The 19,976-nt window shown below is 57.6% G+C and carries 17 protein-coding genes and 6 pseudogenes; 14 read left to right on the forward strand and 9 right to left on the reverse strand.

Annotation, left to right across the window (positions count from 1 at the left end; translation table 11 throughout):
- Positions 1-361: 361 nt before the first annotated feature.
- Positions 362-490, reverse strand: a pseudogene (locus EHH60_RS38625) (WGR domain-containing protein); the annotation flags it as partial.
- A gap of 363 nt (positions 491-853) precedes the next feature.
- Between EHH60_RS38625 and EHH60_RS36085 the strand changes: the two are divergent.
- Positions 854-1,711 (forward strand): hypothetical protein, encoded by an 858-nt coding sequence (locus tag EHH60_RS36085; RefSeq protein ID WP_124163924.1) that lies wholly within the window; start codon positions 854-856, stop codon positions 1,709-1,711.
- 295 nt (positions 1,712-2,006) lie between these two features.
- On the opposite strand, the gene EHH60_RS36090 is transcribed toward EHH60_RS36085, so the two are convergent.
- The 6 genes and pseudogenes from EHH60_RS36090 to EHH60_RS36120 all read right to left on the reverse strand — a co-directional run.
- Positions 2,007-2,309, reverse strand: a complete 303-nt coding sequence (locus tag EHH60_RS36090) for a hypothetical protein (protein WP_124163925.1) — start codon at positions 2,307-2,309, stop codon at positions 2,007-2,009.
- A 1,288-nt stretch (positions 2,310-3,597) separates the two neighbouring features.
- Entirely contained in the window at positions 3,598-3,972 is a 375-nt protein-coding gene (locus EHH60_RS38945; protein ID WP_370140865.1) for an ATP-binding protein, read from the reverse strand.
- 6 nt (positions 3,973-3,978) lie between these two features.
- Complete coding sequence (locus EHH60_RS38950; RefSeq protein WP_370137892.1) at positions 3,979-4,140, reverse strand: hypothetical protein; 162 nt, start codon at positions 4,138-4,140, stop codon at positions 3,979-3,981.
- Positions 4,141-4,593: 453 nt separating this feature from the next.
- Positions 4,594-5,109 (reverse strand): IS21 family transposase, encoded by a 516-nt coding sequence (gene istA / locus EHH60_RS36110; protein WP_081493115.1) that lies wholly within the window; start codon positions 5,107-5,109, stop codon positions 4,594-4,596.
- 405 nt (positions 5,110-5,514) lie between these two features.
- A complete protein-coding gene (locus EHH60_RS36115) occupies positions 5,515-5,757 on the reverse strand; it encodes a hypothetical protein (RefSeq protein ID WP_124163926.1) in 243 nt (80 codons plus the stop codon).
- Between the two features lie 338 nt (positions 5,758-6,095).
- A pseudogene (locus EHH60_RS36120) lies at positions 6,096-6,569 on the reverse strand (ATP-binding protein); the annotation flags it as partial.
- 168 nt (positions 6,570-6,737) lie between these two features.
- On the opposite strand from EHH60_RS36120, the gene EHH60_RS36125 reads away from it, so the two are divergent.
- From EHH60_RS36125 to EHH60_RS38455, 5 genes are all read left to right on the forward strand, one after another.
- Positions 6,738-7,199 (forward strand): hypothetical protein, encoded by a 462-nt coding sequence (locus EHH60_RS36125; RefSeq protein ID WP_124163927.1) that lies wholly within the window; start codon positions 6,738-6,740, stop codon positions 7,197-7,199.
- Between the two features lie 320 nt (positions 7,200-7,519).
- A complete protein-coding gene (locus tag EHH60_RS36130; RefSeq protein WP_124163928.1) occupies positions 7,520-7,780 on the forward strand; it encodes a hypothetical protein in 261 nt (86 codons plus the stop codon).
- Positions 7,781-8,203: 423 nt separating this feature from the next.
- Complete coding sequence (locus EHH60_RS38445; protein WP_245334296.1) at positions 8,204-8,563, forward strand: IS4/Tn5 family transposase DNA-binding protein; 360 nt, start codon at positions 8,204-8,206, stop codon at positions 8,561-8,563.
- A 431-nt stretch (positions 8,564-8,994) separates the two neighbouring features.
- On the forward strand, positions 8,995-9,186 hold the full coding sequence (locus EHH60_RS38450) for a hypothetical protein (protein WP_225115037.1): 192 nt from the start codon (positions 8,995-8,997) through the stop codon (positions 9,184-9,186).
- Positions 9,149-9,592, forward strand: a complete 444-nt coding sequence (locus EHH60_RS38455) for a transposase (protein WP_245334297.1) — start codon at positions 9,149-9,151, stop codon at positions 9,590-9,592. The genes EHH60_RS38450 and EHH60_RS38455 overlap by 38 nt, the downstream gene beginning before the upstream one ends.
- Positions 9,593-10,292: 700 nt before the next feature.
- Here the strand turns inward: EHH60_RS38455 and EHH60_RS36140 are convergent.
- Positions 10,293-11,451, reverse strand: a pseudogene (locus tag EHH60_RS36140) (IS3 family transposase).
- 1,902 nt (positions 11,452-13,353) lie between these two features.
- Here EHH60_RS36140 and EHH60_RS36145 point away from each other — a divergent pair.
- From EHH60_RS36145 to EHH60_RS37850, 3 genes and pseudogenes are all read left to right on the forward strand, one after another.
- Entirely contained in the window at positions 13,354-14,184 is an 831-nt protein-coding gene (locus EHH60_RS36145; protein ID WP_100213463.1) for a nodulate formation efficiency C protein, read from the forward strand.
- 732 nt (positions 14,185-14,916) lie between these two features.
- Positions 14,917-15,024 (forward strand): annotated as a pseudogene (locus tag EHH60_RS36150) (transposase); the annotation flags it as partial.
- Between the two features lie 450 nt (positions 15,025-15,474).
- Positions 15,475-15,951, forward strand: a complete 477-nt coding sequence (locus EHH60_RS37850; protein WP_199752495.1) for a DUF8189 domain-containing protein — start codon at positions 15,475-15,477, stop codon at positions 15,949-15,951.
- Positions 15,952-16,339: 388 nt separating this feature from the next.
- Here the strand turns inward: EHH60_RS37850 and EHH60_RS36160 are convergent, their stop codons facing one another.
- The gene (locus tag EHH60_RS36160) at positions 16,340-16,543 is read right to left on the reverse strand and encodes a transposase (protein ID WP_199752497.1); all 204 of its coding nucleotides are present in this window, start codon (positions 16,541-16,543) and stop codon (positions 16,340-16,342) included.
- Positions 16,544-16,648: 105 nt separating this feature from the next.
- On the opposite strand from EHH60_RS36160, the pseudogene EHH60_RS38955 reads away from it, so the two are divergent.
- From EHH60_RS38955 to EHH60_RS36175, 5 genes and pseudogenes are all read left to right on the forward strand, one after another.
- Positions 16,649-16,844: pseudogene (locus EHH60_RS38955) on the forward strand (IS110 family transposase); the annotation flags it as partial.
- A gap of 268 nt (positions 16,845-17,112) precedes the next feature.
- Positions 17,113-18,540, forward strand: coding sequence for a di-heme-cytochrome C peroxidase (locus tag EHH60_RS36165; protein WP_370137893.1), 1,428 nt, complete (start codon positions 17,113-17,115; stop codon positions 18,538-18,540).
- Complete coding sequence (locus EHH60_RS38960; RefSeq protein WP_370140866.1) at positions 18,492-18,770, forward strand: c-type cytochrome; 279 nt, start codon at positions 18,492-18,494, stop codon at positions 18,768-18,770. The genes EHH60_RS36165 and EHH60_RS38960 overlap by 49 nt, the downstream gene beginning before the upstream one ends.
- Before the next feature lie 230 nt (positions 18,771-19,000).
- Entirely contained in the window at positions 19,001-19,399 is a 399-nt protein-coding gene (locus tag EHH60_RS38965; protein ID WP_036032120.1) for an avidin/streptavidin family protein, read from the forward strand.
- A gap of 156 nt (positions 19,400-19,555) precedes the next feature.
- Positions 19,556-19,848: pseudogene (locus tag EHH60_RS36175) on the forward strand (IS3 family transposase); the annotation flags it as partial.
- Positions 19,849-19,976 lie beyond the last annotated feature (128 nt).

The following is a 19,976-nucleotide window of genomic DNA, read 5'->3' on the forward strand; positions in this document are numbered from 1 at the left end:
GCGGCACATTGCCGGAACGGCGTGGTCGACCAAATGCTACATGAACATGCGACCGCTCTATCAGCCACAACTCTCTGAAACCGGAGCCGTCGCCTGATCAAAAGTGCGAAAGATTCTGGACAGTACCAACCTGGCTCTTTCCCGCCAATGTTCGGCTGCTGGATTCGCGCGAAGCCTTCAACAATGGGCGCGGTGACGGGCAACAGTCCGTTGTTGTGCTCGCTTTCGAGACCGCCGATCACCCGGTAGACGCGTGGATGGACCGTGCGCTCGCAATCACCAACGCAAATTCGAACACGAGGCTGCAAACAGCGGCAGCCGACAACGCGCCGGTGCGGCTGAGGCTTGGCGCAACGGCTTTATCCGGCGTCTGCACCATCGTCTGGCCAGTCGTGCCGATCCGGCCCCGCTTGCGGATCAGCGAGACCCCGCCGAAGAGGGTCGGTTGGGTCGAAAGCAAGTAAAACCGCCGCATGTTGCAGGCCCGATCGGTTCTTGAGCAATGCTATTTTGACAGCACGAAGATTACGTCCTCACAAGTTGCAGTGTGTATGCCGAAATGCTTGAGCACCAAAAAGCAAGAGTTGCCATCAGGCGAATGGCTAAGGAGATTGCGCCTTCTCATCTCAGTAAGTACCTCGCGCCACTCAAATCTATTAGCATCCCAGCTCTTCTGATCTGGGGCAATAACGACAGAATTGTGCCTCTTGAGAATGGCCATCGATTGAACCGTGATCTTGCAACTCCAAGCTACACGTCATCCAAGCTTGTGGACATATGCCTCAAGAGGAGTGCCCTGATGCAACTGTTGAGGCAATTGCGACGTTTTTAGATAGAGCGGAGACGGTTCGCAATGCTAGGCCGCTGGCCTGACTTACTATCTCTTTCCATAGCGGCGCTCGTATGCCGCTTGCTTTTTCTTTTTCCCCAAACAGTGTTCGAAAAGACAGGACTGGTGAGGATTTCGTTGCTCGACTGGATCTCATTAGAGCACGACGTTCACAAGGGGCTAATTCGCCTTCTTGCGCTGCTCCTAGTCGTTGCGTGTGGTGCCGCGTCTGCATTCAGGGATTACTCGCACTCTTTTCCTGACTTGTTGAACGTAAACGTGTTCTTTTACGGCGACGGAATAGAGAAGACGATTCAAAGCATGTCGGACCACGATATAACAAAACTCAATTCAACATCTGATTGGAAGCAGCGAAAAAAGGAGTACTACACGAAGATCAACAACGAACTGCAGGAGCTAGGAATACCGTTCAAGTTCGGTGATGCCCCAGGGCAAACATCGGCAACCGGGCCGTTAAGATTTCGAACCCAACCCATCCAGAAGTGGGGTGCGCAACTTTACAGGATCACTGAGGCGGGAGGGACGCTGGTGCACGTTAGTCAAAGCCCAGGAACAGAGGAATACCGGACTGTCTCTGAGTTTGGTCTAACGAATTCCGATTTCAACCTCAAAGGAACAGTGAAGGACGTCTACTGGGAGAACGCGATTCTCATAATGCCCGTACTTAAGCAACTCTATCGTATCTCGCCCTCACGCGAGATTTATCACCATTCTCTAATTGCCGCGACGCGAGTAGAGATCTTTCCTTACATCAACATAAGCAAAACTGTTTACCTGGTACCTTCGTCAGACCGATCGCCTATGGCATTTATTCCTTGCCGTAAGCGCCAACGCTATTCAAATGGATCGGTGCTTTGCTAGGTGTGACCTGTGATCAAGCGCCCGCCTGGCCAGCGCCAGCATGCATCCGAAGACAGCGCTAGCAACAGCGGCAATGTGTTTCGCTAGCCAAATGAGCAGATGCTCAGTCGTGAGCACCGTCATATCGTGGTCGGATCGAAATCGCGAGGTGTCCATTCCTCGCCGGGTTCTAGGTCAGCTAGTTCAATTACATGACCCGTGCCTTCAACCGGCCACCCTCCCATTTTGGCTGCCCCGTCGTAGGTGGCCATGCGCCGGGAGATAACCACTTCATCTGTAGCGATGTTGTAGAGCTTTACTTTGTAAACGGTTTCCTGGCCATCTCTATTTCAATTTCCTCTTGATCTGCGTCGTGGGCGTATCCCCGCACAACCACTAAGTTGCCCCGCCTGGGCAGCGGCGCAAGCTTGTCGAGGATGTACTGCGGGGCTCCTTCTTTGATTTCTACGCCGTATGCGTAAACCAGCCCATCGTCGTTGGCGATCTCGTTTATCGTATACTCGATTTGATTCAATTCATCGAGCGTGAGGTCAAGTGCCGCGGCAATCGCCTCGGCTTCCTGGGCGTCGTACTCATCTTTAAGCTGTCTGCTGCTCATTGTACACAACTCATCATCCCGACTGCCATTCCTAAAGATCAACTTCGTCTGCATCGGCTACCAGCATATTGCTCCAACGCCTTTTGCATAATGAGTGAGCGGTGAGATTCGATCGAGTATCCTGGGCGGCGCTCGCGACTGAGTCATTTGGCAAGGCTCCATATTCTCAGCGAGTGCGGATCAGTTCACGTCTCGAAGGTACTTCAGCATACTGTTGCACGCATTCTCGGCATCAGCGAAGCTTTGGAGCGGCCAGCCGAGAATCCTGATCGAGCCACGGCTCTGGTCAAGCGGACGCCACGAGGCGACGTAGCCCGACCTTCCGCGGAAGCCACGACCAGTCGGGCTCTGGAAGCTGATCACGAACGAATAGCCGTCGCTATTCGCACTCCATATTTCCATGTCTTCGGCAGCGCGATGGAATTACAGGGGCATCAGGCTCCGTTCGCCTGGGCAACCCGAGAACGCAATGCCTCGGTCGAACGTCGTAACGTGTCAATACACGGCAGCTCTCGCCGGCAAATTGCGTTCCCTCGTCAAGCCATGGCATGCATCTGGAATCACTAGCAGCTCGGCTTATCCGTCCAGCCACCTGCCTCGATCCCGCGCTTGAAAACTACAGATGTGAAGGTGTTTAGCCACGCAGAAACGCATTCCTTGGCATCGATTTGTCCTATGTTTGTCGCTTCGATCAACTGCCTAAGCAGGTAGTTGACTGTGACACGAGATGCGCTTGATGGCACCCGATTGACGACCAGCGAGTTCTGGCAAATGGTCCGACGCCCCAGTTTGGGAGTTTAAATCACAGGCCTTCGTCAAAATGCAACGCCCCCCGACCGCCGGCCCTCTGGTTGGGTGCTCACGAGCGAAACGGACATCAACCATCCACCCGAGTGGGCGGCAAGTTCAGATACCCATCCGGATGGGCGGGGACAGCACGCGAACTCTTATCAGAATCCTCGCCAAGCTCTGCCGGCCGATCTTGCGCAACAGCCGCTGCACGCGCTTGCGATTGACGGCATGGCCCTGGCGCGCAGCATCGCGGTCACCCGACGCGAGCCGAGGAATGGCCAACTCACGAACAGTTCATCGATCCGCAGCATCAGCGCCGAATCGTCATCGTCGTTGAGGGCGCGGCCGATAGACGCTTGAGCGAGCGACGCCGAGCAGCTGGCACTGCTGGGGCACCGACAGCTCTCCATGATTGCGGTCGACGAGCACGCGGCGATCCGGGGCGCTCATCTTCCGTAGCCCTTCGCTAAAAACTCCCGCTCGATGATCAACTGGCCTATCTTGGCGTGCAGCTTCTCAATCTCGCGCTCGTGCCCGGCTGCGCTGTCGCCGTTGCTCTCGAACGCCCGCGCTGCTTGATCCAGAAGCTGCTTCTTCTAGCGTAACTCTGGTCCGGGGGCAGTAGCGGCCGAAACGTTCCATCACGTTGCTCGGTGGGCATTTTCTTTTCGGTGATCAGCGGACAATCACTCCGCAATGCTTGGTCTATCCTTGAATTTGCGTTGGCGATCCAACGTGACGCGGCCAGGTCACGGATCTGCTTCGGATCGATCGACGGCTGCGCCTCGAAGTCGAAGCCGGCAAGCTCCTTCACGGCCGGGAAGTGTGCGAGTTTCAGCGCCATCTCGATGCGGCGATGATCCTTCGCGATCTCGCGCTAGCACAGCAGGATCAGCGTCTCACGCGCCGACAGGTTCGCGCGCGCCGCCTCGTCGAGCAGGTTGTCGAGCTGGTCCCGGATGCCGGCGAGCTGCAATCGTGCCAGCATGGCGTCGAGCCGATCGATTGGTGCTTCGGTAGCCTTCTTTATGCGCGCCATCAGAAGCTCCCTCCGATCGCTGCTTCGTATTCGGCAAGAGGACGCAACAACGAGGGCAGTGGAGACGATGCCGGCACCGTCGCTGCCGCAATCTCCGGTCGGCAGACCGCGCCATTCTGCCCGGCAACACCGTCGAGGTGGGTGGTATCGACGATCCGCAGCCGGCGACCTTCCGATTGCTTGTGGACCGCAACCTCGCGCATGCCTTGGCGGATACGCACCTCGCCGGCCGCAACCGCACCGAGTAGCTGTTCGTACCGACCTCGACGGCTTCAACCTGTGTGTCTCGTCACGCGCGAAGCGGACGATCGGCGCCTCGCCGGTCGTGCCGTGGATACGCACGTTCGCCACCTCACGCTCCCACTCGGCGAGATGCGCCTCGAATGCCACCCAGCTCGCGAAGGAATGCCCCGCGATCGCATTCTTCTTCACGTAACCGACGCCATTCTCCGTCTAGCCCTTCGTGCGCGCCCGATACGGTGCGCAGGCGCTAGGACGGAAGCCCCAATGCTTCGCGAACGCGATGAGCTTGGCGTTAAACTGAACCGACCGGCTCACCGCGTCGTGGCGCACCACGAGCGCGCGTGGATTGTCCATCAGCACTTCCTCCGGCACGCCGCCGAAAGTCGTAAATGCGCTCTCGAGCCCACCGAACCAGTGCTCTTGCTTCTCGCCCCGGAACGCACGCACATGCAGCCGCCGCGAATGCCCGAGCGTCGCCACGAACACGAATGCTTTGACCTTCACCCCGCCGATCTCGACCAGACGCTCGCCGAAGTCGATCTGTAGCTGCCGGCCCGGGGGCGTCTCGAACCGCGTCGTCGCCAGCGCTTCCGCCTTGAGTGCCTGGCGATAGGGCTGCACGGCGCGTTGCAGCGTTCGCCGGCTGACTGCCACGCCTTCCTCGGTCAACAGGTCCTGGCGCACCACATTTGCATTGCCGCGATGCCGAATGAACCTCTCGCGCAGCCAACCTTCAAGGCCATCGAGCCGTTTCGGCGCTCAGGCGACCTGAACGGCTTCACCCCGCCCGCCGCAACGTAGTCCTTCACCACGGCACAATTTCACGCCTGTGAAGAACGCGCGGCGCAAGTGCATTGCATCGGGTATGCTACCCGCAAGCCACAAAGTCTGAACGACTCGAAGAACTTCGTAGTATATACAAAGAACTCTCAGGAGAGGAGGTCACCGCTGCGGAAGCGACTGATATCGCGCAACGTTCTCGCACGCTAAAGATTGATTTCGTACCGCTTGCCCGGCGGGCACGAGAAGTCTCCTCCTTCGCCACCAACTCCGGTTCGAAGCGCTGCCGGAGAACGCTGATATTTTGCAGAATGCGCTGATCATCTTCGGTTGCAGGTCACGTAAGATCTCTTATGCCCACTCGGCACCTTTACCCTGTAAAGTTCGAACGTCCTCGTCGATTCCCAGCAACGTGAGTGAGTCCGGCGGTTTGCGAACCGATATGAACGGCTTCTTGGCTTCAATCTTGAGTATTTTCTGCGTGAGGAATGGGTTCGAACCTACGGTTTCGAGAATAAAAAGCGCCTTGACCGATCGTCCCCGGTCAAAAACCAGTCCGCGGCTCTGCTGCTGAATGGAAATCAGACTGACCACGGGTTCGAACCCGTCCTTCGGAGCAATCTTTTCCCGTTGTCGAATGCAATCCTTTTGCAGCGCGGCTCGTTGTATAGTAGATAAAATAACGCATAAGTGACACTGACTCGCGGCTCTAGAATCGAACTCGATCTTACGCGAATCAGAAGTCCACAGATCGTGCCAAGTTGGCTCAAGCATGCGAGAGGGTGCGACAAGCCATTTCGGCACGGATTTCTGCCGCTGAAAGCGAGTTGGATCTTTCTGAGATCTGGTTGACGGCCTAAAGCCCGAAGCCTGTCAAACGCCATCCGGAACTGCCCCCTTTGCGTCATGAAGAACTGCCCCCACGCTCGGGTTCATGATGTCGGGCCGTCAGCGGCGGGCGCCTTGATGAGGCCGCTCTTTCGCTTGACGCGGAGGCGGTAGCTGTCGCCGCGGATGGTCAGCACGTGGCTGTGGTGCAGGAGCCCGTCAAGGATCGCGGTGGCGACCACCGGATCTGCGAACACGGTGCCCCATTCGGCAACGCTGCGGTTCGAAGTGATCAGCATGGCGCCGGTTTCGTAGCGGCGGCTGACCAGCTGGAAGAACAGATGCGCCGCGTCGGGCTCCAGCGGCAGGTAGCCGAGTTCGTCGACGATCAGCAGCTTTGGCTTCGCCAGCGCGAGCAGTTTCTCGTCCAGGCGCCGCTCGCGCGCCTTGGCGAGGCCAGCGACCAGCGTCGTCGCCGTGGTGAATCGCACCGTGTAACCGGCCAGGATCGCCTCTCGCCCGAGCGGGGTCGACAAGTGCGTCTTACCGACGCCCGGCGGCCCGAGCAGCAGCACGTGCACTTATCCGGAGGGAACTCTCAATCGCCGACCCAACGAACTTCGATCAGCTGCAGAACGGCTTCTTCAATGCACTTGCCACGGGGCTGGGCTACGAGACGACTTCGCCATTTCAGGTACTCCAACCCGCCCCACCCTCATCGGAGTTTCCGGTGCCGACAGCCGGTTGTGGGACTATCTCGATATCATTCCGCCAGCCACACTCAATATGAATGTCGGCTCGGAGCTGGCGGCAACAAGTTTTCAGTCGATTATCAGGGCGTACTTTCCGCGCTCCAGCCTGCTTCCGAGCGCTTCCAGGATACCGTGGATCCAGTCTGTTACAAGGCTTGGGCCGAGACACGCGACAAGCAAGAAGCAGGTCCAACCGGGCACGATTTCCAAGTATGGCCTCTTGGTTGCGAGCTCTGCTCTGCTAAAGCACGCCAAGGCGCCATCGCGCTCAACCGAGACAACCTAGATCCGATCTTCGTGGCGATGAATAACGCCATGCCGTATAGACCCAGCGGCACGGAGCCGATCACCTTCTCGATCGGCTATAGCGACATCGTCGAGCTGCTGCTAAAGGCCCCGTCGCGCAAGTTCAATGTCGCACAAGGAACGTGGAACACCGATGTCTCAAAATCTTGAATCAACGGCTCGTCCGGCGGCTTTTTCGGCCTTTGGGGAGGCAGCAGCTCATCCTCAAAGTTTAGCGAGAAGTTCGCTGCAAGCGGTGTTTCTCCCGACGCGTCACTCGCGAATGTGATGCCCGTCAGCCCACGCCCAGTATTCGGCGGCGCTAGGTCTTGCACATCACAACAAGAACGCCGCACCATGGGATTCGGGTTCAATAATCAACTGCGAACGCACATTCGGGCCTGAGGGCAACATGCAACCATTCACCACGACGCTGCTAATTGCCAATAAGATGGATGTACTCGTACAGTCATTCGTCACCTACAGCGAAGATGAGCAAGCAGACGTTCAGAACAATTCAAAAGCCGGGCTATGGCCTTTCTACAGTAGGGCGAATCGAGCGGGTCGTCGCCCTCGGCAAGCTTCGACAAGGACGGGCGATGACGATCATCATCACCAGCGACGACAAGATACCGATCGTGATCGGTGCTCTTGTCGAAGCCGCCGGAACCTATCTCGGCGCTGAGAGCGATGCGTCGGCTTTCCTCACGAAAGCGCTGTTCAGTGCCGAAGCTCGCGGTCCTAAGAAATGACATAGTGCGCCGGGTTGGGAGTCGCGTGATGCGACGCACTAAGCTTATTGTCGTTCGCCGAAGCTCATCCAAAGCGCCGCCTGCATTGGCGCCCGAGATCGTGGATGCGGTCGTCTGGAGGCAGACGTGTCAACGTCAGGCATCCTGAGCTGCCGCCGAATGGAGTAGCTGTGACAACATTCGTATTCTCCAAGCACGGTTCGTGCAGAATGCGCTTCGATCGTTCGGCCTGTTGAACTTCTCGCCAACACCTGCAGACTGGTATCTCTCTTCCGCACTCGGAATGGCCTATAATAATCCGGGTACGCTCCCCTGGGATCTTACGGTTACCCACTTTTTTGAGGTGCACTGAGCCGAGAAACTTGAGTCGCCAGAATCGCTTGCGATTCTTTGATGGGCACCTGATTCGAGAAAAAGTGCTCTATGGGACTGACTTCACGCGTCCGGGATGAGAAGGCGCATCGGTTGGCGTCTGACGCGTTGACTTGGTTTGACCGTGAAGCTGCGCTGTGCGAATTCCGGGACGCTCGACTTGGCGAGAGCTTTCGCATGCTGCTGCAGCAGATTGGTGGAGATATCGGACAGAGCATTCCGGTGGTTTGCCAAGACTGGGCGAATACCAAGGCGGCCTATCCTTTCTTCTCCAATGAACGAGTAAGCGAGGCCGAAATCCTGTCTGGTCATCTTGAATCCACGCGGGAACTTATCGCGGCTGCGAAAGGGCCTGTCTTGTCCTGCATGATACGACCGAATTCACCTATCAAAGGGAGCGCCCGGATCTGATCGGGATCATTAAGCGTGTCCCCAGAAGGAACTCGCGAAGATTGGACGGAAAACCCGAAACGTACACGACATGCGGAATATTGATGCATTCGAGCCTTGCGGTGACCCTCGAGGGCTTCCCCCGGGGCTCAACGCCGTGAAGTGTGGACCAGAAAGAAATTCAAAGGGGTCGCTGCGCTTAGGCGCGAGGTCAACCCGACACGGATCCCCATTGAAACCAAGGAGAGCATTCGGTGGCTGGAGAACCTCAAGCAATCCACGGACCTTTTCGAGGAGCCATCGCAGTGCATCCATATCGGTGATCGTGAGGCCGACATTTATGAATTGTTTTGTGCCGCCCAAGAGGTTGGAACGCATTTCTGGTAAGGACCTGTGTCAATCGCCTGGCAGGCGATGGCGATCATACCGTTGCAACGATAATGGACGAGGTCATGGTCAAAGGCCTCCACCGGATCGAAGTCCAGGATAGCAAGGGCAATCCAGACCAGGCTGTTCGTGAAATCCGGTATCGTAAAATCCGTATTTTGCCACCCATAGGCAAGCAGTCGCGGTATCCAGCTTTGACTTTGACAGTGATCCACGCTGATGAACGAGGAGCGCGCAAAGAACAGAAAGAAGATTGAATGGAAACTCCTGACATATCTTCCGGTGCAATCGAGCAGGGATGCGATCGAGAAACTCGATTGGTATTCCCTTCGATGGAAGATCGAGGTCTTCCACAAGATACTCAAATCCGGCTGTAGGGCAGAGGACTCGCAACTGCGGACTGCTCAGCGATTCACGAATTTGATCTCGGTATTCTGCATTGTGAGCTGGCGCATCTTTTGGATGACGATGCTCAATCGTTCAGCGCAAAATGCTTCACCGGAATTTGTGCTGACCAAAGCTGAAATCCAATTGCTTGATCGGCTCGTCGAAAACAAGACTCCAGTCAGCACCAACGAAAGACATTGTCGCATTATCTCATCAAGATCGCCAGGCTCGGCGGCTATCTCGCCCGCGCCAACGATCCGCCACCAGGGACTCTGATCATGTGGCGCGGATTATCGCGATTCATCGATCTCGCAACGGGAGCGAAACTTTCCCAAAAACTCTGCCCCAAAATGTGGGTAATCGTAAGCCCTGGGATGCCACCGCCCGGCTGGGATACGACTTTCGGCCCTGGGGGCACATTGCCGCGGTTCCTGTCGAGCCTCCTAATAGTTGTGGAAATGCGGATTCACTATAGCTCCGGGGCTACGTTCAGCGAGGTCGACAAAGCGGAGATTATCGCAAATCGGATGGGGACTCTGGCCCTACTATCTCGATGATACACACGCGGCCACAGTTGTCAGCTTCGATAATCAAGGGACGATGACTGTAAGAATCGAGAGTCAGAAGGATCGGCCAGTCGCGCTTTTCGCCTCGGTGCTTTCAGCGGCCGAATATCTAGGTGCAAGATAGGGACGAGCTGGGCGGCGACTTCACTCAACTGTTGCGGAACGGCTGTAAGCATCATGATCTAAGAACTCCCGTACTTGAACAGGGGGCGGCGGACGGATGGGCACACTTCGCAAATGCAGCCGCGATATTGCTCCTGATTTTCCAAGCTTCTGAAGCACGTCGAACATTTTCCCCTCTTGGACGGCGTTTCAGTCGCCCATCCCCGCTACGCGCCCGGTTGCCGCATCTCTTCGTCAGACTGGAAGCACCGGACTCACAATGCGGGCCATGACCTTGCCCCCAAGTGTTATTCAATCCTGAGTTCGCTCCGGCTGTTGGATTTGCCCGGTTGGGTGGTGGCAGCGACGGGAGCTGGCGGCGGAGCTTTCGGCATAGCGCAGCGCCAGATCCCGGCGCGGGTGACAGCTGAAGGCGAACTCGGAGGGCGTTTTCCATCCTGCGAGTGTGGTCGCGCATCGTTGTAATCGGCCCGCCAGCATCCGCGTGCGACGCGAGCCTGGGCCAGCGACGTGAACAGCGTCTCGTTCAGTTGATCCCGCAGCGGGCCGTTGAAGCTCTCGATAAAGGCATTCTGCATGGGCTTGCCCGGCCCAATGTAGTGCCATGCGACGCGCCTCTGATCCGCCCCGGTCAGGATGGCGGTGCTGGTCAGTTCGGTGCCGGTGTCGCTGACCACCGTCTTGGGCTTGCCGCGCTCGATCACCAGCCGGTCCAGTTCCCGCGCCACGCGGATGCCGGAGAGCGAGGTATCGGCAGGCACTCGCGGGTGCAGTCATCCACGACGGTGAGGATACGGAAGCGGCGGCCGCAGGTCAGCTGACCCGACACGAAATCGAGCGACCGGCGGTCGTTCGGCGCCATCGGCACCGTCATTGGCGCCCGGGTCCCGATCGCCCGTTTGCGGCCGCCACGCCGCCGCACCGCCAGCCTCTCTTCCAGGTAGAGCCGGAACAGCTTCTTGTGGTTGACCCTCCCGCTTGAGCAGCACATGCAGGCGTCGATAGCCGAAGCGGCGGCGCTCCTGGGCGATTGCCCGCATGCGCTGGCGAAGGCCGGCTTCGTCCGCCCGAGTCGTTTGGTATCTCATGGTCATGCGGCAGCAGCCGATGGCTTTACACGCCCGCCGTTCGCTCATCCCGTGGGCGCCTCGGTGACAGCTTTCCGCGTGGCCGCGGGCGTCACCATTTCTTTCCCACGAGGTCCTTCAAGGCCGCGTTGTCCAGCATGGCATCGGCGAAAAGGCGCTTCAGCCGTGTGTTCTCGTCCTCCAGGGTCTTCAGCCGCTTGGCCTCCGACACCTCCATTCCACCGAACTTCGCCTTCCATTTGTAGATGCTGGCGTCGCTGACGCCATGCTTGCGGCACAGATCGGCAACCGACACGCCGGCCTCATGCTCCTTCAAAATCCCGATGATCTGCTCTTCCGAAAAGCGGCTGCGCTTCATGCTCTGGTCCTTGTTGTGAGCCAGAACGAACTTCACACTGGATTAAGCCCCTGGGGCAAGGTCACTCACGCGCGAGCGGTAGCGCGGAAGTATCCGCGATACGCTGAATGAAGTCCGTGGGGAACGGGAGGCAACATGGACCTCATCCTGTGCCTGAGTTTATCGTAGTCTGAAAACCGCGAGCTGGGATCTTCGGGCCAACGCGTCCGGTCTCTGCGCAGACCAGCCGAACCAATTCGTTGGGCGTCATGTACGGCGCTGATAAGTCGAAAGCTGGCATATTAGAAGGCTTGCTGCGGTGAACGCCTGGATGGCCATTGCGATCCGGTTTTCAATCATGTGGATATCCCTCAGTACGCCAGGGACACGACCTCATCCGAAGCAAATGGAGCCTCGAGAATGATTATTCAAGTCGCGAGTTGCAACAGCATGCGCGTGCTCACCTACTAGGCCTAGTTGTTGATCGGGGCGACGGAGGCATGCCAACGTTGCTAACGACGCTGACGCTGGTCAAAGCGCCGGCTTGCCTGAAGGCAGGGGGCGTTCGCAAATAGTAGAGGAGAGATATCATGAATCGCTCTGTCGCCACTATCGCACTGACGCGTTTGGGAATCGCTCTTTCCAGTGTTGCCATCGCACAGACAGCTAGACAGGAGAACAACACCCTTCCAGGGCAGGAGCGCGCTCTCAGTGTCGCGCCGGGCTAAGTGCAGCCGACCAGAGGGGTCGTGTTTTTGACAGCGGCAATCAACTCAGACGGCAGCATAGCGGGCTGCTTCGGTTACAACACCGCGAACACCAAGAGGGGCTGGCATATATCAGATCGATTTCGGACACAACGTCCAAGCAATCAAGGGTTGGAGCCGATGGGTTCAGGCCGACACCTTGACGAACGGTGCGGAGAACGCTTGGTGTAACACTGCCGACCGGGCCGGCAATGACAATGCAGTTTGGGTTAACTGCCAGACTAGCAGTGCGCCGGTTGACGCATCCTTCTTCTTGTTCGTCGCCACCGAACTTGCGTGGCGACCTCAACCCCAGTGAGGACGATCGGCCTTCCCACGCTGATCGAGGGCGGGTAAGAAGTAGAGTATTTTCGCTAGTCACGCACGCCCACTCTCACTGGGCTCGTCCGGCTTTTCCTGATTATCGGGCGAGCACGCGAGCAGGCCGCCACCGTTGTGAGCGTGCATGTCGATCTGTTGCCCGCACGCGAGTGCCGTCTCGAACCGCAAATGATTACAGTGGTGTCCGTAGCGAAGGCCTAATCCACTCACTTGAGATCATTTGCTTCGGGGTTCTTGGCAGGATCGTTGATGGCCGGAAGCTCGCATGATCCTGCGCGACATGCAGGCCGACGACGGCGCATCTTGCACAACGCCAGAAGTCTTCGGGAGCGATTTGAGCCGGAGGAGTAGCAAAGGAGGCCGCTCGCGTCGTCGTGCAAATGGCGGGAAAGCAATCTATAGAGCGCGACGAGGCGATGCGCGATATCGCACGCCTCTGCCGCAGTGATCTCCTCCCCGACACGGCTCTGTATATACGCCGAAGCTCTTCGAATCGTTCGGATGAGAATTGATGGCCAGTTCGTACTATGCCCGATGAGATGTAGTGCTGGGGCGCATCCTTCACAGAAGCTGAAAATGCAGGCAAGCGCATTCAAGCACACTACGCATGCTCTCCACTGCCAGCCGAGGTGTTGTTCTAAAAGTCAAGCTGATCAAATGGCCCCGGACCTCCTTGGGCCCGCTCCGCAGAAGTGTCGGCACCTGCATCAGATCGCCAGCAGGCTGGGGTGAACGAAATTGATTTGGGTGCCAACCAGTCCTGGTAGCTGCGCCGCCACTCTCCTCAAGATACAATTTTGCGCGGATATCAGGATAGCTGCGCGGGGTAAGAGAAATGATCGAAAGGCGCGTGCTTTGGCTTTGTCTCGTTATCGGTCTCTGTATCGGCCTTGGCGTATGGTTGATCTTGCCGGGTGGGCCGGCCGGTAAGAGCGATGGTGTTCGTACGAGCGACAACCCGCTTATCGATAAGGTCAAATCAACCTGGCGAGCGCAGGATGGTGAGACAGCGGAGCAAATCTTCACCAAGGTCTCGAAGGTAGCACACTTCATCCCCAGGGGATGGGAGGCTGGTCAAAAGGCCGACTCGGGCGAGTCAGTTATTTTTTCATGGGCCAAACACCGGGCCGATAAAACAAAGGAAGAGTACACGGTCACGTGGGAGGTGATGCCCGATGACACAGTGAAAATTGTGGCGCCGTATGCAAAGCCGATGGAACTAGGCTGGCAGGCGTTCGCACTCTCGCTCATCGCGGACGAAGTGACAAACGACGAAAGCGGCGTGAACCGTCACTTTCTGCATAATCCCGCTAACTTCAACTTCGTGACCACCGCCCAGGGCAAGTTGGGCGATCTTCTACGGCGTGGCCGCTGCGCTATCGGCGAGCCGGTTGGAGTGCATTACTCGCCGACGAGAGATGAGCAGCAAACCACAAAGGGCGGGCTATGGCGCGTCGAGCTTTCGGTCGACTGCAATGTTCCCGGACCTAGTTACTTCACGCGCGACGGAATCATTATTTTCGAGAAGCGTGAAGGGCAAGATTGGGAGCCACAATCGTTCTTTGCCAAGCTTATCGCCACGTATGCACCCGGCTCTTGGTTTAAGCTTGCGGACCCGAAAGATCAGGAATCGTTCGAGGCGGACAGGAAGGTGTTGTCAAAATGACGTTCGCCGTCGATGATGAAGTCGCATCGCTCTTCAAAGTGTCTGCGCTTCGTGCTGCACACTCGATCTCGACAACCAAGCTCAAGTGGAGTTTGTCGGACGGTTGGGCGAGGTAAGATTGCAGACCAACACGGTTGCCGTGCTTTCACGTTCCGAGCCTGTTTGTTCAATACGCAAACTGATCAGCCGCTAACGTCTGTCTACAGCGGAACTATCGAGTATTGGGCCACTGTAGGACCTGCCAGACGCATCGATTATCCAATCTCCCTAGGCGATCGTCTCGCCGGACCGCGACCGTTCCGTCTCCGCAACCCCGAGCAGCTCCGACGGAGCAATCGCGGTCGGCGTGCCACTGGAGAGAAAGAATGGCAGCTTGAAAACAGCCCGCAGTTAAAGGGCCGATTGACATCCATCGATCTTTTCAACCTTTAGCCGCTGACGTCGATGTATGAGGGCTCACTTGCTCGGCCGCCAGTTTGGTCTCTTCAACGCAAAAGCCCGCCATATGGCGGCTTTTGCGTTATGCTTCATCACCTTTGCCGTATCACCTTTGCTAATAATAACTGGGTGGTTGCCCACGGGTTGCCCAAAAAAAGTCTGACTAATCCCGGCTGGCTTGAGTACGATTGAAAGCCTCCGATTCTGGGCTCTACTTCTAGTCGTTCCTTGTGACCTTGCCCCACAGGCTTAATCCAGTTTGAAGTTCGTTCTGGCCCACAACAAGGCCAGAGCATGAAGCGACGCAGCCGCTTTTCGGAAGAGCAGATCATCGGGATTTTGAAGGAGCATGAAGCCGGCGTGTCGGTTGCCGATCTGTGCCGCAAGCATGGCGTCAGCGACACTCTCGCGCAGCGCCGGGACGCGTGGGGTGAGTGCAACCAAAGCGTTGCTTCGCTCACTGCAGCAAACGTAATGAGAATGCAGGGAACTTGAACGCGGGATCACTTTCACGCGAGACCATCTTGTCGGCGCCATCGCAGGGCAAAAGTGTGCGGACTTCAGATTGCGCATTGTTAATTGTTCTCCTCATAACACAATTGGAGGCTGTCGTGACAAATGCAGCAGCAGCGCTTACCAACTCGGTATCGGTGACAGAGAATTCCGATGGACGTTGGAGGTGTTTAGTCTCGGAATCGATAGGGCACTCTGGCATATCTCGCAGGAGAAGCCGCATGCCGGGCCGTGGTCAACCTGAGCCTCGCTTGGCGGCGTTCTCACCAGCTCGCCGTCCAGCGTCGATAATTCGGATGGCCGTCTCGAAGTGTTCGCCCGTGGCATCGACAAAGCGTTGTGGCACATCTGGCCGGACAGCCACATGCCGGACCGTGGTCAGGCTGGGCCTCGCTCGGCGGCGGCATCACCAGCGATCCTGCCGTGGTCGACAATTCCGATGGCCGTCTCGAAGTGTTCGCCCGGGGCACCGACAACGCGTTGTGGCACATCTGGCAGGAGGAGCCGCATGCCGCTCCGTGGTCCGGTTGGGCCTCGCTTGGCGGCCAGATCACCAGCGATCCCGCCGCGATCGCCGACAGCGACGGCCGGCTGGAAGTGTTTGCGCGCGGGGCTGACAACGCGCTTTGGCACATCTGGCAGGATAAGCCGCGCTCCGGACCGTGGTCCGGCTGGGCATCCCTGGGCGGCGTTCTCCTGAGCGATCCACTCGCGCCTGACGGACTGCACAAGAGGTCGGCCGTCTCACAAGGCGGCCTAACTGACCCATCATTATGCGACTACGTCGTCACACAACGTCGCTTCATCGCGCGCTAATTCCGGCTTTGGACCGGCCCTCGGCCCCGTTACCCGTTTTAATCCGTTGAACGGCGATTTACGCTTCGTGTCGCACGCCATGGAAAACTGCTCCCTCGGCGTCACGAGGAATTGCCCCCTCCTTGGATAGCCGAGGAGAGAGCGAATGAACGAGGAACGAATAACGGAAGGCTCGTCGTGGATTGATCCACGGGGGCAGGTGATGAAGACGCCGGATGACGTGGCGGAGATGTTGCGCCTGAGGGCGTGCGGGTAGGGTCTGAAGCGGATTGCGCGGCAGCTGGGCTGCAGCCATCACACGTCATCGACGCGCCGCAAGGACCGAGCGCGCCCTCAGCCGGCACCGGATCGCGGCAGACCGAGTGCCGGATCTGGCGCGCTCCTCTTCTCACCCCGCGTCGGATGGTTGCACGCTCGAATACTCCGACGCCACGAGGCTGAAAAAGGCCGTCAACTTGAGGTCGTTGAAGCGAGAGAAGTCGCCGGCCTCGGCAGCCGCCGTCACGGCAACGATGAAGGTGACGCCCCGCATTGCCTGCAGGGCCTCTACAAATGGCGTGATCGACCATTGTGGCGCCAGCTCCCCGATCACTTGGACAAACAGTCCACACGGACCTCAGCGTCGGTTACGGCATGAATGTAGTCCTGCAGAACGATTTGGCTCGCCGGGTGCTCGAAGGCGCGCCGTATTGAGCCCGCCGGACTCTGCAGATATGGCCTGCATCGCGACAACTGAACGGACTGGGGCACGACTGCCACGTCGTGGTTCCCTCGCTGATCCCGATGAAGGCCGGGGATCGAGTAAAAACCGACCGGCGCGATGCAGCGGTGCTGGCCAAGGGCGGGCTGACAGCTGTGGGGGTCTGGATGCGGCGCATGAGGCCCTGCGCGAGCCCTCGGATTATGGCGCAGATTCTGCGATTTCCATTGGTGGGCGATGCAGAGGCAGCCGACATCACTACAAAACTTGGTAGGTTGAACTTGATGGGTCTTTAATACCAAATCACCTGCCCTCAGATGCTAGACTGCCGTCTGAGGCTCTTTCTGATCGGCTTAACCGTTGCTACCACGACAAGATCGAGCGCACAGGGCGCGGACGCTATTCCATTCTACGTTGACCAAGGTGCAGAGTGGACCGCGACGGCGAGAGCGGACTTCTATGTGCGCGATCAGGGCTCGCGTTTGATCGCGCTCTCCTGGATGCAGGCTCTAAAGCAAAGGAACGGACAACCGTTCCTCGCCGATGGTTTGTCGCGGTACGGCTATCTCCCCAATCCAGGCAACAAGGTCAGTCTTCCCGTCGGCTTTCATGCCTCCGGTCCTGAAGGTTTCCAAATTGTCGGAATGACCTGCTCCGCATGTCATACGCGCCAGATCGAAGTGGAAGGCAATGTGTATCGTGTCGATGGCGGTCCCGGACTCGTGGACTTCTACACGCTGCTTGGTGACTTGGACAAGGCTGTCGGCGATGTGCTTGCTAGCGATGACTCGTTTGCTCCTTTTGCTGCAGCTGTTCTGCAGTCGGCAAATCCCGATACGGCTGATCTTGAGGTTCTTCGCCGGCAGGTAGACAGGTGGTACTTGCGGTTTCACACGCTTGTGGTGCGAGCCCTGCCCAAAAGCGGCTGGGGAGTAGGCCGTTTGGATGCTGTCGGGATGATCTTCAACCGGTTATCCGGACTGGACATCGGTCCGCCACCCGATTTCATGATCCCGGAAAACATAAAAACCGCTGACGCTCCCGTGAGATACCCATTCCTTTGGAATGCGCCGCGGCAGGACAAGACGCAATGGCCGGGATTTGCAAAGAACGGAAGTGACATCTTGGGGCTGGCCCGGAACGTTGGCGAGGTTTTAGGGGTGTTCGCTACGTTCGAGCCGAAGCGTCAGGGAGCGGTCATCAATTTCCTCAATGGCAATTCCACCAATTTCGACGGCCTTAGCGAGCTTGAAAACCTCGTGAAGCGAATCGGCCCTCCGAAATGGCCCTGGAAGATTGACGCTGCCTTAGCCATCCGGGGTAAGATGATTTTCGAAAGAGGTTCCGATGAAGGGGGATGCAGCGGTTGTCATGGGATTGAAGGCGGCGAGCAGCGCTTTCCATTCATCAAAACGTGGAGAACCGTGGTGCAGAACGTCGGTACCGATACACGTGAGTACGATGTTCTCGCCTGGAAAGCGAAGACAGGCGTCCTGAACGGAGCGTACATTCCCTTCGCAACCGCTCCTCTTAAGGAAAGGGATCAGGTTCTTAACATTCTCGCGACCTCGGTCATTGGTTCGATCGCAGAACACTTGCTAGCCGGTGGTGACCCTTCCACCAACGCACGGGTCGCGGCGTCACCAGATCCGGGGTCGTCGGAGACCCCGGAGTCTCTGGGGTTGGTACGACTACCGCCGACCCTGCAGGATCTGGTAACGGCGTTCGACGCTGTCAGCACTTCGGAAGAGATCAAAAAAGCCAAGCGGAAGGGGCAGAAAAGGCATCGCGCAGTCGACTCCCTCAATGGGGCGCCTACGAGGCCCGCGTTCTGCAGGGCATTTGGGCCGCCGCACCTTATCTTCATAACGGCTCGGTTCCTACCCTAGCGGAATTGCTCAAACCATCCGGGCAGCGCAAATCGCAGTTTAGCATTGGACGGAAGTACGACATCGAAAACGTTGGTCTTGCCGCCGCTCAGGAGCCTCAAAGTGACTCACTATCCGTCACGGATTGTAATGACATCAATTCTGGAAACAGCCGATGCGGCCACGAGTACGGGACGAATTTGAGCGAACAAGACAAAAAGGCGCTGCTCGAATACCTCAAGACGCTGTGACCCGTCGTTCGCTCTTTGAGCATTCTCAAGAGGTCGGTACCCAACGTCGCTCGAAATGAGGCCGTCGGCAAATCCACCTCTGGAGAATCTGGCGAAACTACGAAGCGAGAACTTTTCGTGGACGGGTGCGCTTCTGGGTTGATTGTGGAAGCGAATTGCATGGCCGCATCATGAGAGCGAATCTATATCTGGCAGCGTTTGTGCAGTTGCCTAATGCCTAGGGGAATACCATGACACGCTTGTTTGTGCTTCTGCTCTTTGCCGTCATATCGGTATCTGCTCACGCGCAGTTGCCCGTCCCCTCCACATGGGTGAATCAAAGGGGCTCGTTTCTCTCGATCCAGATGCTAGACCCGTCAACAGGGAATTTCGCGGGAACGTATGTCAACAACGCGACTGGATTTTCGTGCCGGGGACAGCCTTACCCTGTCGCAGGCGTCGTCACGGCAAACAGAATAGATTTCTACGTCAATTGGACGGCACCCGCGGCCCCAGACTGCAAAACAATCACGATTTGGAATGGTCGTGTAGCTGCTAATAAGATTCCAGCTGGGTGGACACTATATTACGTGGGATCGGACTGGCAGTTTCATAAAATGACGGGGCGTGACTTGTTCACGAGGAGGTAGACCAAACTGCTTCAAGTTTGTCGTTCCTGTCAGGGGTGCGCATTCCGACGAAGTCGGCCGTGGATTCCGAGCGAAGCCGGCCGCCTGTACCGATTGTGACCTGCCACTGCGTATTCCTCCAGAAGGAGTTAGAGTCCGGCCCGAAGCGAAGCGGCTGAGGCCTTGGAAGAGCAGAACGCGAAGCTGAAGAAGCTTCTGGCCGAGCAGATGCTCGATGCGCCCGCACTTCGCGAGCTCCTTTCAAAACAATGGTAGGGCCCGCCGCAAAGCGCGCTGCGATCGCGCATCTGCAGGCTGTCATGAGCCTGTCGGAACGGCGGGCCTGCTGGATCGTGGGGGCGGATCGCAAGATGATCCGCTACCGCTCAAGCCGCCCGCCGGACGCAGTTCTGCGTGGCCGATTGCGCGATCTCGCCAACGAGCGGCGGCGTTTCGGCTATCGCCGGTTGTGATAACGTACAGAGTCTTTCGCACTTTCAGGATTGACGGCTTCTTCTAGAATGAAGGAGCTTTGAATGAACGATGGGAATGCCATGGGTCAGGTGATCCAAATTGATGAGGCCCGGATTCGAGATCA

The sequence above is a fragment of the Bradyrhizobium sp. RP6 genome (genome assembly GCF_003837805.1).
Classification (GTDB): Bacteria; Pseudomonadota; Alphaproteobacteria; order Rhizobiales; family Xanthobacteraceae; genus Bradyrhizobium.

Excerpts from the sequence above, each read along its gene's own strand:
- EHH60_RS36085 (WP_124163924.1), top strand. The coding sequence starts at position 854 with ATGCTAGGCCGCTGGCCTGACTTACTATCTCTTTCCATAGCGGCGCTC.
- EHH60_RS36090 (WP_124163925.1), bottom strand. The coding sequence starts at position 2,309 with ATGAGCAGCAGACAGCTTAAAGATGAGTACGACGCCCAGGAAGCCGAG.
- EHH60_RS38950 (WP_370137892.1), bottom strand. The coding sequence starts at position 4,140 with ATGGCGCGCATAAAGAAGGCTACCGAAGCACCAATCGATCGGCTCGAC.
- EHH60_RS36130 (WP_124163928.1), top strand. The coding sequence starts at position 7,520 with ATGAGCAAGCAGACGTTCAGAACAATTCAAAAGCCGGGCTATGGCCTT.
- EHH60_RS38445 (WP_245334296.1), top strand. The coding sequence starts at position 8,204 with ATGGGACTGACTTCACGCGTCCGGGATGAGAAGGCGCATCGGTTGGCG.
- EHH60_RS38450 (WP_225115037.1), top strand. The coding sequence starts at position 8,995 with ATGGTCAAAGGCCTCCACCGGATCGAAGTCCAGGATAGCAAGGGCAAT.
- EHH60_RS38455 (WP_245334297.1), top strand. The coding sequence starts at position 9,149 with ATGAACGAGGAGCGCGCAAAGAACAGAAAGAAGATTGAATGGAAACTC.
- EHH60_RS36145 (WP_100213463.1), top strand. The coding sequence starts at position 13,354 with ATGATCGAAAGGCGCGTGCTTTGGCTTTGTCTCGTTATCGGTCTCTGT.
- EHH60_RS38965 (WP_036032120.1), top strand. The coding sequence starts at position 19,001 with ATGACACGCTTGTTTGTGCTTCTGCTCTTTGCCGTCATATCGGTATCT.